A 14385-nucleotide genomic window follows, 5' to 3' on the forward strand; every position below is an offset into this window, starting at 1 on the left:
CTCCCGCCGCCCGGCCTGCTCAGGCCCTCGTGCTCAGTCCTGGGTCAGCAGGGCGTCGACGAACTCGGTGGCCTCGAACGGGGCCAGATCATCAACGCCCTCACCGAGCCCGACCAGCTTGACCGGCACCCCGAGCTCGCGCTGCACCTGGATCACGATGCCGCCCTTGGCCGACCCGTCCAGCTTGGTCAGGACGACGCCGGTGATGTCGACCACCTCGGCGAAGATCCGGGCCTGGGTCAGACCGTTCTGACCGGTGGTCGCGTCCAGCACCAGCAACACCTCGGTGACCGGTGCCTGCCGTTCGATCACCCGCTTGACCTTGCCCAGTTCGTCCATCAGGCCGGTCTTGGTGTGCAACCTGCCCGCAGTGTCGACGATGACCACGTCGGCCTCCGCCTCGGTGCCCGCCTTGACGGCCTCGAAGGCGACGCTGGCCGGATCGGCACCCTCGGCTCCGCGGACGGTCGGAACCCCGACCCGACTCCCCCAGGTCTCCAGCTGATCGGCGGCAGCGGCTCGGAAGGTGTCGGCGGCGCCGAGCAGCACATCCTTGTCCTCGGCAACCAGCACCCGGGCGAGTTTGCCAACCGTGGTCGTCTTGCCGGTGCCGTTGACACCGACCACCATCACCACGGCGGGATGATCGCCGCGCACCGTACCGAGGGTTCGGTCCAGGGTGGGATCGACGATCTTGATCAATTCCTCGCGGAGTGCACCGCGGGCCTGACCGGGATCGGAGATCCCCTCGACCTTGAACCGATCCCGGAGCGCCTCAACCAGTTCCATGGTCGGGTTGACGCCGAGATCGGAGGACAACAGGGTGTCCTCGAAGTCCTCCCAGGTGTCCTCGTCCAGCTTGTCCCGGGAGAGTAGGGCGAGCAGTCCTCGGCTGAGTGCGTTGTTGGAGCCGGACAGCCGCCGACGCAGCCGCACCAACCGGCTCTCCGGTGCCTCCGGCTTCTCGACGGTCGGCTGCTCGACGACCGCCGGCTCGGTCTCCGGCTGGACGACCTCCGGCTCGGCCGTTTCCGGCTGGGCCGGCGCCGTATCGGGTCGGGTCGCGGTATCGGCCTCGCGGTCCTCGACAGCGGTCCCGGCCGAGCCTGCGGGTTGCTCCGGTGTCTTCTCCAGCTCCGGCTTGCTGGTCCCCCGCAGCGCGCGGCGCCTGCTGGTGACGACCAGCCCGGCGGTCACACCGAGGACGATGATGATGCCGGCGATGAGCAGGGTCAGTGTCGTTCCATCCACCGCGCCAGCCTATCGAGTGCAGGGCTGGGCGGCGGAACCGATCAGCCCAGGCGGTCCAGCCGATAGTGCAACCGGAACGCCGGGGCTGCGAAGACCCGCAGCACGTGATCGGTACGGACCACGCCCTCGTCGTCGACGTAGACGACAAAGGTCTCGTGAACGGGCAGCCGACGGACGAAGGTACGGCCGCCGTCCTCGACCAGGACGTAGGTCCCGGCGCTGCCGAACGGGCCCGGCGGCGATTCCAGCCGCAGCGCACCGCCGGGTAGCACGTGAGGCTGCAGGACCGCTTGCATGTTGCCCGACTGCAGCGGGAACGAGACCACCAGACTCAGCCGGTCTTCGCCGGGGACCTTCCGCGGCAGGTAGCAGCCGCTGTACACGTAATCGCCGGTCGACCGGAGGCTGCGCAGCCAGCCGGCGGCCAATTGCCGCCCGTCGGCATCGCGGATCGGCAGCACCCGGCTGTCCATCCCGTGCGCAACATCCAGCGGCCGCATCGGCAGTGCCAGCTGCTGCAGTCGGCGTCCCCAGAGCCGGGAGATCATCTCGCCGGGCGGCCAGAAGATCGGCGTCCAGGACGACCAGACCTCGATCCGATACCGGGCCGTGTGGTGGTAGAAGTCGCGCACCTGCGGGTGCAGGTCCGCCGCCGTGAAGCCCGGACCGTCGAGTTCGGACAAATCGCCGAGCAGGCCGGCGTCGTGGTCGTCGGCGATCAGACTGCCACCCAGCACCGCAGCGCCGTCCTGCAGCCAGCCGTCGGCGACCAGATCGCGCGGGCTGGTCGGCGACCGCAGCCAGCTGTCGTCGCCGTCCAGATCGACCTCGCGACCCAGCGTGCGCCACAACTTGCGGCTGCCGATGTCCAGCGGATGGGTACGCATTCCCGGACCCTAATGGCTGGTCGGCCCAGCAGCCGCTGCCGTCACACGATCCAGGCGGGTGCGATCGGCTCCCCTGCCCCCTCGGCCGAGATCGTGACGGCCCTGCCGTCGGCCGGCCCGGTGACCACGAACTCCGCGCCGCTGTCGGTGCTGACCTGCCGCCGGCAGCCGGCCGGGATGACCACGGTGTCACCGACCCGGAGGGCGAAGGTCTCGGCCTCGACCGTGATGGTCGCTGCACCGACGAGCAGGTGCCAAGCCTGCTCGACATCGAAGGCGTGCCGAGGGCCGCGCTGCGCGGCACGCATCGTGACCCGCCACAGGCTCAGCGTCGAGGTCCCGCCGTGGGTGGGCGAAGCCAGAGTGGCCATCAAGGCGTTCGGCGTCTCGGTGATGCGATGGTCGGAGCGGGCGATCTTGGCGCCAGGCATGTCGACTCCCTGATAGACAATGTGGTTGTCGATCACGATAGGCGTCTGCGTGCGATATCGTCAACCCAGTTGTCGATCTGGAGGTGACGGTGGCCGACATACCTGGCTGGCGCGTCGTGCTGCTCCTGGCCGGAGCGTTCCGCGACGGAGTCGACTCCCTGCACGGCGAACTCGCCGAACAGGGATACCCCGACGCTCGACCGCTGCACGGGTTCGCACTCCAGGCGATCGGTCCCGACGGGTGCACGATCAACGAGCTCGGCCAGCGTCTCGGGGTCTCGAAGCAGGCAGCGGCCAAGACCGCCGCCGGTCTCGAGCGGTCCGACCTTGTGGTCCGCGAATCGGTGCCGGCCGATCGGCGTGCGGTGCAGCTCCGGCGCACGCCGCACGCCGAGAGCTTCCTCGCCGCCAGCGCGGCCGGCTTCGAGCAGGTGATGGACCGTTGGCGGCGCCGACTCGGTCGTGCTCGCTTCGACGCGATGGTCGAGGCACTGATGGACGTAGCCGGCGACCGGCCGGTCGGCGATCTTCCCGGCTGGCTCGCCCAGCGATCGGGGGCGTCACGAGATGAACGGGGCTGATCTCCCGCGTTGTGCTCAGCGCGTCCGCAGCACGGTGACGGTTCCCCAGATCAGCGACGCGTCGGCGGCGCTGGCGTCGAGGGCGGTGAACGGGCCGGCGTGCAGAGTCGCGGCCGCCGAGAGCGGAGCAAAACTGCGCAGCACGATGGTTCCGCCCGGGCGAACGGCTCGGTGCGCGGCCGCCAGCAGTCGCCGCCGGTAGTCGGGATCGGCTCCGTCCAGCACGTTGGACAGCGACAGCCCGTCGTACCGCCCGGCCGGTACCGTCTCCAGGTGTCGGCCGATATCGGCCCGGACCCAAACGATTTCGGCCGGTCCCCCGGCGCTCGGCGCCACAGCAGGCAGGGTGCGGGCCGACGGCAGGCTCCAGTTCCGGTCCTCGCAACCCGCCAGCAGCCGCCAGGCGAACCGATTGCCGACCATCCCGTGCCGCGCCAGGCCCTCGCCGATCCGTTGCCGGATCACCGCGTCGAACGATGCCGGGAACGTCGCGCGCGCGGCCGGTCGGATGGTCCGCAGCACGGCGCCGGCCGGCCGGATCGTGCCGCCCAGTAAGCGGCTCAACGCTGTTGTGTCCAGAGACCGTTGCCAGTAGTCAGCTGCCTGCTCCGGTCCGGCGGAAGCCAGTCGCGGGCCGAGTTCGGACATCCGCCAGGCCGGCGCAGCCACCCGCAGCAGAGCTCGGCCGACCCTCATCACCCGCTCTGCCAGGCCGATCCGGATCGGTCCACCGGCCAACCGGTTGCGGGCATAGTCGAGCTGGCTCGGATTGATGTCCACCGCCGTGACCCGATGCCCGGCAGCCGCACAGGCCGCGGCGGTCTCGCCGGAGGCGCCGATCACGCACACCTCACCGGGCGGACCGAACGCGTCCGACTCGACCCGCTCGTCCTCGTACGAGACCCCGAACAGGATCGCCGACCGACCGACCGGCCCGAATCGTCGGGCCGGTCGCCACGGGGTGCCGGGCAGCGCAGGCTCAGCCATCGGCCGGCTCCCTGTCCCGCACCGAATCGGTGCGCACCGAAGCTGCTGCGGCGACCAGCCAGACCAACGCGATCAGGGCGAGGTTCTTGATCACCAGGTCCAGCGGCTCACCGATCTGTTCCCGGCCGAACAGCAACCCGGTACTGCTGACCGCGATCAGGGTCAGGGTCTGCAGTGTCGCCGCGATCCGCGGCAACAGCCCGATCAGTACCCAGACCCCGAGCAGCACCTCGTAGCCGCCGAGCGCCCGCAGCGCGAGGCCGGCGAGGTGGTCGGGCAGCAACGGCACCGCCTCGGCGATCCCCTGTTCGTCGGCACGCTGCCCGCCCAGCTTGGCGATCAACCCCTCGTAGATCCACACCAGCAGCAGCGCGATCCGGCCGAAGATGATCAAGGAACGTGGGATCGCGTTCACCGGGCGGCGTCCTGATCGGGCGGTTCGGTCGGTCGGCGGTTCATCCGATCGGCGGCCCGGTCCTGGCCGCTGCCGACGCGCCGGATCCGGGTCGCTCTCGCCAGCCCCTGCAGGGGTGCGTCGACATAGATCGACTCCGCGCTGTGGACCCGGTAGGTCTCGTGCCAGGCACCGACCGCGCCGCCGGAGCGAACCAGTCGGTTGAAGCGCTGCCAGGCAGGACGGTGTCGGGCGCTCGGGTCGTCGGCATAGCCGTACAGCTTGTCCAGGCTGTTCCAGTACTGGACGTACCAGGGTCCGCGCGGGTCCGGAACGAGCCGGTAGCCGAGCAGACCGGAGTCGGGATCGTCGGTCAGCTCACGCAGCATCAGCGGCATCTGGATCAGCACCGGAAGCCAGCGATCGGGCCGCCACCACTTGTTGACGTGGACGCCGATCAGGAAGACGACGAGCTCGCCGTGATGATCATGGGTCAGCCGCCCCGGTCGGATCCGTCGCACGCCCCCGATTCCAACACGCCGAGGGGTGACGATCGCGTCATCCGCCGCGGTCGCCGGTCCGTTCCCGCCAACCCGCCGCCGGCAGCAGGACCCGGGATCCGTCCGCGGCCGGTCGTGCGAACCGATCAGCGACCGGCTGTGCTGTGCTCGCGATGCTGGCGGCGTTCGGCGAACTTGGAGCGCTCGATCACCCGGGTGAACGATTCGGGGGCTTCCACCTCACCGTTCAGGTGCTGGGCGGCGCGGGTCAGCTTGTCGGCGACCCAGGGCATCCGGCGGCGGCCGCGCCCCTCCATGCCGACCAGGACCAGCCCGACAACGGCAGCGGCAACCACGAGAATCGTAATCATGGCGACGACGTAGATGATCACTTTCGGGCCTTTCACAACAGTTCAGACATGCGCTGGGGGAAGGTACTGCCGACGGCGGCATCACCACGACTAGCGGTGGCATCTACCACACGTACCCCGACATTCTCCTAGCCGGGTCCTAAGTTATCCCGCAAGAGGGCTCCGAGGGGCCGCGTGTCGCCCACAACCGCATGAACGTTTACTGAAAGTCCTTCGTGCCCGCTGAGCCGACCGCACCGAGTGTGAGCCCATAGTTGTGATATAGCCCGAAGAACGACCACCCGCTCACATTCGGTGGTGGTCACCGCCAGATCCACGGACCGTCGACGGGCTCCCCAGGTGAGCCGATCAGGCGACCGACTCTTCACCCTCGCGCAACCGCTGACTGATCACGGCCGACACCCCGTCGCCTCGCATGGTCACCCCGTAGAGCGCGTCGGCGACCTCCATGGTGCGCTTGTGGTGGGTGATCACCAGCAGCTGGGAGTTTTCCCGGAGCTCCTCGTAGATCTCCAGCAGCCGCCCGAGGTTGGTGTCGTCCAGCGCGGCCTCCACCTCGTCCAGGATGTAGAACGGGCTCGGACGGGCGATGAACAGCGAGACCAGGAACGCGACCGCCACCAGCGAGCGTTCGCCACCCGACAGCAGCGACAGCCGGCTGACCTTCTTGCCGGCCGGGCGGGCCTTGACGTCGACGCCGGTAGTCAGCCAGTTGCCGGGCTCGGTCAGCACCAGGCTGCCTTCGCCGCCGGGGAAGAGTCGGGCGAAGACCCGGTTGAAGGCCCGCTCCACGTCGGCGTACGCCTCGGCGAAGACCTGCTCGACGCGGGCGTCGACGTCGGCGATGATCGCCATCAGGTCTTCGCGGGTCTTGCGCAGGTCCTCGGCCTGCTCGGCGAGGAAGGCATGCCGCTCCTCCATCGCGGAGAATTCCTCCAGCGCCAGCGGATTGATCTTGCCGAGCTGGGTCAGCGCCCGTTCGGCCTTGCGCAGCCGCTTGGCCTGTTCGTCCCGCACGTACGGGACCGGCTCGGGCCGTTCCTCCTCGGGCATGTTCTCCAGGTCGAGGGCGTTTCCGTCCGCGTCGACCAGCACCGGCACCGGCACCTCCGGGCCGAAGTCCTGCATCAGTGTCTCGGCCTCGACGCCGATCTCGTTCATCGCCTTCTCGGCCAACGTTTCGATCCGCATCCGCCGCTCGGCGCGGGCCATCTCGTCGCGGTGCACGGTGTCGACCAACGACTCCAGCTCGCCGCCCAGCTCCCGGACCGTCCGCCGGGCAGCGGTCAGCGACTCCTCGGCCTCGGCCCGGGCGGCGTCGGCCTCGGACCGTTCGGCGGCTGCCAGGCTGATCGATTCCTCGACCCGACCGGCCAGATAGGTTGCGGCGGTCTGGACCGCGGCGGCGACCTTGGCCTCGCGGATCATCCGTTCCCGGCGGGCCTGGGCGCGGGCCCGGGCGGCGCGTTCGTTGTCGGCGGCCTTGCGCAGCGCGTCGGCCCGGCCGGACAACGCCCGGACCCGTTCCTCGACGGTCCGCAGACCCAGCCGGGCCTCCATCTCGGCCGCGCGAGCCAACCGTGCTTCCTCGGCGAGCCGGTCCCGGGTTGCCGGGTCGGGCTCCTCGTCGGTCTCGTCGGCGCTGGCCGCCTCCAGCCGAGCCTCCAACTCCTCCAGCTTGGCCTCGGTCTCCTCGCGGGCCTGTTCGGCCTCGGCGATCGACTTCTGCAACCGGTCGGACTCTTCCCGGGAGGACCGGGCGGCGGAATTGAGCTGCCCCAACTCCTCGGCCAGTGCGGCCATCTGGGCGTCGGACTCGTGCAGCTTGGCCAACGCGTACTCGACCTGCTGTTGGGCGTCGGCGTGCTGTTCGGTCAGCTCGGCCTGGGCGAACTTCAGCCGATCGCAGGTGTGGGTGACCTCGGCCAGTTGCTGCTCCGCCTCGTCCACCGCGGCCTGGACCTCGATCAGGCTCGGCTGGGCCGAGGATCCGCCGGCGGCGTAGTGCGCGGACAGCAGATCGGCGTCCTTGGTCACCGCAGTGACGTCGGGCAGCGTACGGATCAGGTCCTTGGCCTGGTCGAGGTCGTCGGTCACCGCGACCTTGCGGAGCGCCCGGTTGACCGCCGGGCGCAGGTCGTCGCGACAGCTCACCACCTCGGCGGCGTAGCGGACCCCGCTGGGCAGGGTCGGCCAGTCCACGGGGCCGTCCCCGTCGGGCCCGCCGGCGAGCAGCAGGCCGGCCCGCCCCAGGTCCTCGGCGCGCAGGTGATCGAACGCCGATACCGCGGCATCGAGCCCGGTGACCGCTACCGCATCGGCCGCCGCGCCGAACGCCGCCGACACCGCAGTCTCGTAGCCGGCCTCGACGCTGACCAGGGCAGCGACCGTGCCGAGCAGATCGTTGACGCCGTCGGTTCCGGTAAAGATGCCCTCGGCGGCCAGCAGTGCTGCCGCGCCGTCCTTGCGGTTCAGGCCGAGCTGCAGAGCCTCCAACCGCGCGGCCAGCGCACCGCGCTGGGAGGTGGCCGCTGCTTCCTCGGCACGCAGCGTGGCCAGTTCCGCCTCGATCTGTTCCAGGCGCTCGCTGGCGGTCTCGTGTTCGGTGTCCAGGTCCGACTCGCCGTCGTCCAAGGACGCGACCCGGGTTTCCAGTGCGGTGAACTCGCGGGCCGCATTCTCCGCCCGCGATGCCGATTGCTCGAGGGTGGCGGTCAGCCGGCCGATCTCATCGGCGGCAGCCTCGGCGCGGCTGCGCATCGAATTGACCTGACCGCCGAGCCGGGCCAGCCCCTCGCGCCGGTCGGCCGCGGCCCGGATCAGTCCGGCGAGCCGCTGCTCCTCGGCTGCGTGGGCGTCCTCGGACCGATGCCGGGCTTCGGTGGCGGACTCCAGAGCCTCGGCCTTCAGCTCGACCTCGGCGGCCAGCTCGTCCTCCTGGGCCTGGACCTCCTCGGCCTCGGCCTCCAGCTGCTCCGGATCGCGGCCCTGACGCTCCTCGGTCGACTCGTCGTGGGCGTTGCGGACCCGTTCGGCGGCGATCGAGATGGTGGACGCGACCCGCTCCCGCAGCCCGGCCAGCGAATACCAGACGTCCTGGGCGGCGCTCAGTCGTGGCACCTGCTGCCGGACGGTCTCCTCGGCGGCGATCTCGGTGCTGCGGGCCGTCTCCAGCTTCGCCTCCAACTCCTGGCGGCGTTCCTTCAGCTGGGCCTCGTCGGCCAGGTCGTTCTGCAGCGACAGGGTCGCCTGCACCAGGTCGTCGGCCAACAGTCGGGACTTCGCGTCGCGGGCGTCGGCCTGGATGACGGCGGCCTTGCGGGCGACCTCGGCCTGCCGGCCGAGCGGTTTCAGCTGGCGGCGGACCTCGGCGACGAGGTCGTTCAGTCGGTTGACGTTGGTCTCGGTCGACTCCAGCTTGCGGAGCGCCTTCTCCTTGCGCTTGCGGTGCTTCAGCACGCCCGCGGCTTCCTCGATGAAGCCACGACGGATCTCCGGGGTGGCCTGCAGGATGGTGTCCAGCTGGCCCTGGCCGACGATGACGTGCATCTCGCGGCCGATGCCGGAGTCGCTGAGCAGCTCCTGGACGTCGAGCAGTCTGGCCTTGTTGCCGTTGATCTCGTAGTCCGAGCCGCCGTTGCGGAACATCGTCCGGCTGATCTTGACCTCGGAGTAGTCGATCGGCAGGGCGCCGTCGGCGTTGTCGATGGTCAGCGTGACCTCGGCCCGGCCCAACGGAGCCCGGCCGGACGTGCCGGCGAAGATGACGTCCTCCATCTTGCCGCCGCGCAGCGACTTGACGCCCTGCTCGCCCATCACCCAGCTCAGCGCGTCGACCACGTTGGACTTGCCCGAACCGTTCGGCCCGACCACACAGGTGATGCCGGGCTCGAAATTCAGCGTCGTCGCCGAGGCGAAGGACTTGAAGCCCTTCACGGTCAGGCTCTTGAGGTACACGCCTGCGTTCCCCTTCTCTCGTGCGTCAGCTCTGAACTGTGCTGATCGGGCTGAACGGTGCTCGATCGGGGTCATAGCTTGCCAGCACTCGCCCACAACGGACGAACCGACAAGCGACGTACCGACGGCACCGGCCGGGGAAGGCAGCCGTTACTCCTCGGCCACTGTAAACGGGAGTGACGACGTTGGCCGGACAACGCGCCGCACCGGGCCTGCCCGACGACCCGGCGAGGGCCGTCTGGTTCAGCTGACCGCTCGGGTGTCGCTGCCGGCGGAGGACGGGTCCGGTTCGGCCGCGCCGACGTCGGGCTCGACCACGGACGGGTCCGGCGAGGCCGGCGGCACCGGCCCGTGGGTCGTCAACTCCTCGATCGCCTGGGTCGGCTGCACCGGCTCCGGCCGGCTGGGTTGATCGTCGGGTACCTCGCCGTCGATCGGCACCAGCTTGGTCGGCCGACCGCTGCGGACCGCGGAGAACGTCCAGAACTTGTTCACCAGGAAGGTGACCGGGGTGACGACGACGATCGAGATCAGCTGGGCCCAATACAGCTTGGTCCGGAAGCCGCTGGAGTCGTCGAAGACGCGGTCCGGCAGCGAGATCGGCGACCCGGAGTGGATCAGTGCGGTGACCAGGCCGAGGCTGAGTACCTGGCCGATCGCGCCGACCGCCAGGAACGGCGGATATTCGCTGTACCAGGAGGAATGCTTGGTGGTCCGGAAGGTCCAGCGCCGGTTGATCCAGAAGTTCCAGAAGTTCGCCACCAGGAAGGCGATGGTGACGATGACGTGATACCAGCGAACGTTGAAGTCGGTCAGCGGCAGGTCGAGGAAGACGTCGCGATAGCTGGGTCCGACCTTCTTCAGGATGATCACGACCAGCATGTTCACGAGCGCGCCGGAGCCGCCGACCAGCCCGAACCGGATCAGCTGCGCCCAGTTGTGGCGATGTCGGACGAACAGGAAGTGGCCCAGACGTCTCACGATCGAACGAGCCTACCGTCACCCACCGACCGAACCGCGGTCGTGGCGCGCGGGCCACGCGGGCGCTGTGACGAATGTCGCGTGCTTGTTGAGAGGCCCCCTGGGCTCCTGCGGAGCCGTTCTCAGCTGCCGTTGTGACCTTGTTCGGTCGATGTACCGGTCGGCACCCAGTAGAGCAGCTTGCCGTCAAAGGGTCGCTCGAAGACCCCGCCGGCGGACTCGATGACCTTCCGGGAACCGATGTTGTCGTCGTCACAGCTGACCAGCGCAGGGTCGATCCCCAACCGGTGCGCGTGCGACAAGCCGGCGAGAAAGGCGGCCCGGGCATGGCCCCGCCGCCGGACCGACGGGCGGATCCAGTAACCGATGTGCCCGCCACCGTTGCGGAGCCAGTCGTTCAGCCGGTGCCGGATCGCGATCCGGCCGAGGAACTGGGTACCGTCCACCCACCACAGCGCCGTGCCCGGCACGAAGTGTTCCGGTCTCGGTGTTTCCTCGCGGACGTCGGCGAGCAGTTTCTCGACGTAGTCGGCGAAGACCTGCGGATCGGCCAGCGTCGTCTGGTCGCCGGTGAACAGGTAGGCGGCGCTCATTTCCTCCTCCAGCGCCAGCCCTTCCTGGAGAGCCGCCAGGAACGAACGATGGAATCTGACATCGGGTCGGACGAGCACGGGCACCGGATCACCCTACGGTCCCCCGTCGGGCTCAGGATCCGAAGACGGACTCAGGATCCCCGGGACGGGCTCACGGTCATTCGACGTCGTCGTCGACCCAGTCCAGGGTCCGGTCGACCGCCTTCTTCCAGTTGCGGTAGAGACGGTCACGCTCGGCGGCGTCCATCGACGGATCCCAGCGCTTGTCCTGCTGCCAGTTGGCGCGCAACTCGCCCTGGTCCCGCCAGAATCCGGAGGCCAGACCGGCCGCGTACGCCGCCCCCAGAGCAGTCGTCTCGGCCACCACCGGCCGGACCACCGGCACGCCGAGGATGTCGGCCTGGAACTGCATCAGGGTGTCGTTGGCTGTCATCCCGCCGTCGACCTTCAACTCCGCCAGGTCGGCACCCAGATCACTGTTCGCCGAATCGCTGTTGATCGCCTCGATCACGTCGCGGGACTGGTAGGCCACCGACTCCAGTACCGCCCGAGAGATGTGGAACTTGTTGACGTAGCGGGTCAGCCCGACCAGAGCGCCACGCGCGTCGGGCCGCCAGTAGGGTGCGAACAGCCCGGAGAACGCCGGCACGATGTAGGCGCCGCCGTTGTCGTCGACCTGACGGGCGAATTCCTCCACCTGCGGTGCGGAGGAGATCAGGCCGAGGTTGTCCCGGACCCACTGCACCAGTGATCCGGTGACCGCGATCGACCCTTCCAATGCATAGTGCGGTGCCGCGTCGCCGAGCTTGTAGCCGACAGTGGTGAGCAAACCGTTCTGGCTGCGGACGATCTCCTCGCCGGTGTTGAAGATCAAGAAGTTGCCGGTGCCGTAGGTGTTCTTCGATTCACCGGCGTCGAAGGCGGCCTGGCCGAAGGTCGCCGCCTGTTGATCTCCGAGGATGCCGGCGATCGGCGTCTCCCGGAGCAGGCTCTGCGACGAGGCGGTGCCGTACTCCTCCGAGCTGCTGCGGATCTGCGGCAGCATCGACCGCGGCACCTCGAAGACGTCCAGGATGTCGTCGCGCCAATCCAACGTCTCCAGGTCCATGAACAGGGTCCGGGATGCGTTGGTGACGTCGGTGACATGCACACCTCCGTCGACGCCGCCGGTCAGATTCCACAGGACCCAACTGTCGGTGGTGCCGAACAGCAGGTCGCCTGCCTCGGCCGCCTTCCTGGCGCCGTCGACGTTGTCCAGGATCCAGTTGATCTTGGTCCCGGCGAAGTAGGTCGCCAACGGGAGTCCGGTCCGGTCGGCGAACCGGTCGGTGCCTCCGTCGGCGGCCAGCCGGTCCACGATGCTCTGGGTTCGGACGTCCTGCCAGACGATCGCGTTGTAGACCGGTTTGCCGGTCGTCTTGTTCCACACCACGGTGGTCTCGCGTTGGTTGGTGATCCCGATCGAGACGATGTCGTGCCGGGTCAGGTTGGCCTTGGCCAGGGCGTGTCCGATCACCTCGCGGACGTTGTCCCAGATCTGCATCGGATCGTGCTCGACCCAGCCGGCTCGCGGGAAGATCTGCTCGTGTTCGAGCTGGCCGCTGGCGACACTCTTGCCTTCATGATCAAAAATGATTGCGCGGCTGCTCGTCGTACCTTGATCGATGGCCATGATGTGGTCGGCCATGGGTCGAGACTCCTTCGTCGGAACGGTTTCGCCGGATGCGGCTGCACGGTTCCTGGATGCTACAGGCAGTCCCAGTGATACCTCACACCGCTGGTGTCACCGGCGGCCAGGGCCATAGGATCGCCGAACAGATGAGCAACCCCGGAGTCGCCCCAGCCGCCGACGTCCATCGAATCAAGTTCGATGATCAACTCCGAAAGACCGGTGTCGACGGCCGGGTAGCCGCCGGTTCCGCGCGGGTCGTGTTGGGTGAAGGACGGGAAGCCGCCGATCTTGCTGGTCGCCCGATGATCGGCCAACGGGCTCGCACTGCCACGCAGATACTCTTCGTAGACGAAGGCCGGCTCGGATCTGCTCTCGCCCAACGCGAGGGCGATCCGTTCCCAGACCGAGTCGGCGCGGACGGCCGGCGTCAGCTCGTCCCAGGACGGGATACTGATCCCGGGCGCGAACTCCAATGCGGTCGCGCCGACGAACTCCATCGGCAATTCATCGTGCGCATCGGTCGGGGTCGGCGCGTCCGGGCTCGGGCTGCCGTCGGCGACCGGATCGGGATACCACCGCACAGTGAAACCCGCTGATCCCGCCGAAGCGTCGACGGTCAGTCCCCAGTTCTCGTCGGCATCGACGAACCACTGCAGCAGTCCGGCGGCCGGAAAGTCCGACAGCGCGCCGACCTCGGCAAAATTGAGCTGGCCGAGGAACAGTTGCGGTCCGCCGATCCCCTCCGGCCAGACCGCACCCGGCGGCAGGAACGGATGGCCGCTCAGGAAGCTCTGGATCGGCGACGTCGCCGCACCGGCCAGACTGATCGCCGCGCAGTCCCGGGCCACCGGCTGCAGCGTCTGCCGAAGATCATCGAGCAGCATCGGACTCAGCCCCGACTGCCCGGCCGCCGACCGCGACGGCACGGAAACCTGGGCGAGTTGTTTGCGCCAGCGATTCCAGAACGCGTTCACATCCTTACCGTACGGCGCGGGCGCCCCGTTCCCGCGCAACACGCAGGACCGGGCCGCCGACCGACAGCCGCGACAATACGACTGTATTGATAGGGTGCCTGTTGTGCCGCACCACTCGTCCCGCGCCGTCGACACAACCGACGGTGTCAAATGGCGACAGCCTTCGGCGCTTCGAGCGCTCGTCGTCGGGGCGGCGTTGAGTGTGCTCCTGCTGGTCGGGCTACCGGTCGGGATGCTTCTTGATCATGTAGCAACGATGGCCTCCGTGCTGCGAAGTCGGCCCGATCTTCCGCCGGCCCATCGAGGCTTCGCCTTCGCCGCGGTGATCGGATACACCGCCGTGTTCCATGGGGTGGCGGTCGTGCTGGTCGCGTGGTTCACCGCCAAGACCTGGAGCGGTCGCCGGTGGGCGCGGATCGCGCTCAGCAGCTATCTGGTCACCGCTTCGGTGCTCGGCCTGCTGTCGGCAACTGCCGATACGCCGTTCTTGATCGTCGTCGTTGTCACCGACGCGATCCACCTGATCATGCTCGGCCTGCTGTGGCTGCCGCCGTCCGTGCGGTCCTACTTCCAATCCGGCCGAGCCAGCTTCGGTCCCGAGTAGTTCAGCCTCGATTTCGCCGTCCGGCGCAGCGGTAACTGATCGGTACCCTCCAAACGGCACCAAGACTCGTACGCCGCGGACCAGCAGCCATCGAGCAAGGGCTGGTCCTGTCGCCGCAGAACTTCATACGTGGGCGACGACTCGCGATCCCGATGTCGTATGAGTTACGCGGTCGGCGGCCTCAGCCCGGGATACAACCAAT

The 14385-nt window shown here is 68.7% G+C and carries 14 protein-coding genes; 2 read left to right on the top strand and 12 right to left on the bottom strand.

Going from position 1 to position 14385, the window contains the following annotated elements; all coding sequences use genetic code 11:
* Window positions 1-33: 33 nt before the first annotated feature.
* The 3 genes from ftsY to BLU38_RS02790 are packed head-to-tail and all read right to left on the bottom strand — an operon-like array spanning window position 34 to window position 2569.
* Complete coding sequence (gene ftsY / locus BLU38_RS02780) at window positions 34-1251, bottom strand: signal recognition particle-docking protein FtsY (RefSeq protein WP_091519510.1); 1218 nt, start codon at window positions 1249-1251, stop codon at window positions 34-36.
* A gap of 41 nt (window positions 1252-1292) precedes the next feature.
* Window positions 1293-2138 carry a hypothetical protein gene (locus BLU38_RS02785; RefSeq protein ID WP_091519514.1) on the bottom strand — a complete coding sequence of 282 codons (846 nt, stop codon included), beginning with the start codon at window positions 2136-2138 and terminating at the stop codon, window positions 1293-1295.
* Window positions 2139-2179: 41 nt separating this feature from the next.
* On the bottom strand, window positions 2180-2569 hold the full coding sequence (locus BLU38_RS02790) for a cupin domain-containing protein (RefSeq protein ID WP_091531742.1): 390 nt from the start codon (window positions 2567-2569) through the stop codon (window positions 2180-2182).
* Between the two features lie 89 nt (window positions 2570-2658).
* Here BLU38_RS02790 and BLU38_RS02795 point away from each other — a divergent pair, with 89 nt between their 5' ends.
* Window positions 2659-3150 (top strand): MarR family winged helix-turn-helix transcriptional regulator, encoded by a 492-nt coding sequence (locus tag BLU38_RS02795; protein ID WP_091531745.1) that lies wholly within the window; start codon window positions 2659-2661, stop codon window positions 3148-3150.
* 15 nt (window positions 3151-3165) lie between these two features.
* Here the strand turns inward: BLU38_RS02795 and BLU38_RS02800 are convergent, their stop codons facing one another.
* From BLU38_RS02800 to BLU38_RS02840, 9 genes are all read right to left on the bottom strand, one after another.
* A complete protein-coding gene (locus BLU38_RS02800; protein WP_091519519.1) occupies window positions 3166-4137 on the bottom strand; it encodes a class I SAM-dependent methyltransferase in 972 nt (323 codons plus the stop codon).
* Window positions 4130-4552, bottom strand: coding sequence for a DoxX-like family protein (locus tag BLU38_RS02805; protein ID WP_197679960.1), 423 nt, complete (start codon window positions 4550-4552; stop codon window positions 4130-4132). The genes BLU38_RS02800 and BLU38_RS02805 overlap by 8 nt, the downstream gene beginning before the upstream one ends.
* Window positions 4549-5052 carry a DUF4188 domain-containing protein gene (locus BLU38_RS02810; protein WP_091519522.1) on the bottom strand — a complete coding sequence of 168 codons (504 nt, stop codon included), beginning with the start codon at window positions 5050-5052 and terminating at the stop codon, window positions 4549-4551. Before BLU38_RS02810 ends, BLU38_RS02805 begins: the two co-directional genes overlap by 4 nt.
* Before the next feature lie 125 nt (window positions 5053-5177).
* Window positions 5178-5402: a hypothetical protein gene (locus tag BLU38_RS02815; RefSeq protein ID WP_157683183.1), complete on the bottom strand. Its 225-nt coding sequence runs from the start codon at window positions 5400-5402 to the stop codon at window positions 5178-5180.
* A 348-nt stretch (window positions 5403-5750) separates the two neighbouring features.
* Window positions 5751-9359, bottom strand: coding sequence for a chromosome segregation protein SMC (gene smc, locus BLU38_RS02820; protein WP_091531751.1), 3609 nt, complete (start codon window positions 9357-9359; stop codon window positions 5751-5753).
* A 243-nt stretch (window positions 9360-9602) separates the two neighbouring features.
* The gene (locus BLU38_RS02825) at window positions 9603-10340 is read right to left on the bottom strand and encodes a GtrA family protein (RefSeq protein ID WP_091519531.1); all 738 of its coding nucleotides are present in this window, start codon (window positions 10338-10340) and stop codon (window positions 9603-9605) included.
* A 122-nt stretch (window positions 10341-10462) separates the two neighbouring features.
* A complete protein-coding gene (locus BLU38_RS02830; RefSeq protein WP_091519534.1) occupies window positions 10463-11017 on the bottom strand; it encodes a GNAT family N-acetyltransferase in 555 nt (184 codons plus the stop codon).
* 73 nt (window positions 11018-11090) lie between these two features.
* Window positions 11091-12620 carry a glycerol kinase GlpK gene (glpK, locus tag BLU38_RS02835; protein WP_091519536.1) on the bottom strand — a complete coding sequence of 510 codons (1530 nt, stop codon included), beginning with the start codon at window positions 12618-12620 and terminating at the stop codon, window positions 11091-11093.
* A 59-nt stretch (window positions 12621-12679) separates the two neighbouring features.
* Entirely contained in the window at window positions 12680-13579 is a 900-nt protein-coding gene (locus BLU38_RS02840; RefSeq protein WP_091519539.1) for a YwqG family protein, read from the bottom strand.
* A 103-nt stretch (window positions 13580-13682) separates the two neighbouring features.
* Here BLU38_RS02840 and BLU38_RS02845 point away from each other — a divergent pair, with 103 nt between their 5' ends.
* Complete coding sequence (locus BLU38_RS02845; RefSeq protein WP_091519543.1) at window positions 13683-14183, top strand: hypothetical protein; 501 nt, start codon at window positions 13683-13685, stop codon at window positions 14181-14183.
* Window positions 14184-14385 lie beyond the last annotated feature (202 nt).

Origin of the sequence: Microlunatus soli, assembly GCF_900105385.1 — a bacterium.
GTDB lineage: Bacteria > Actinomycetota > Actinomycetes > Propionibacteriales > Propionibacteriaceae > Microlunatus > Microlunatus soli.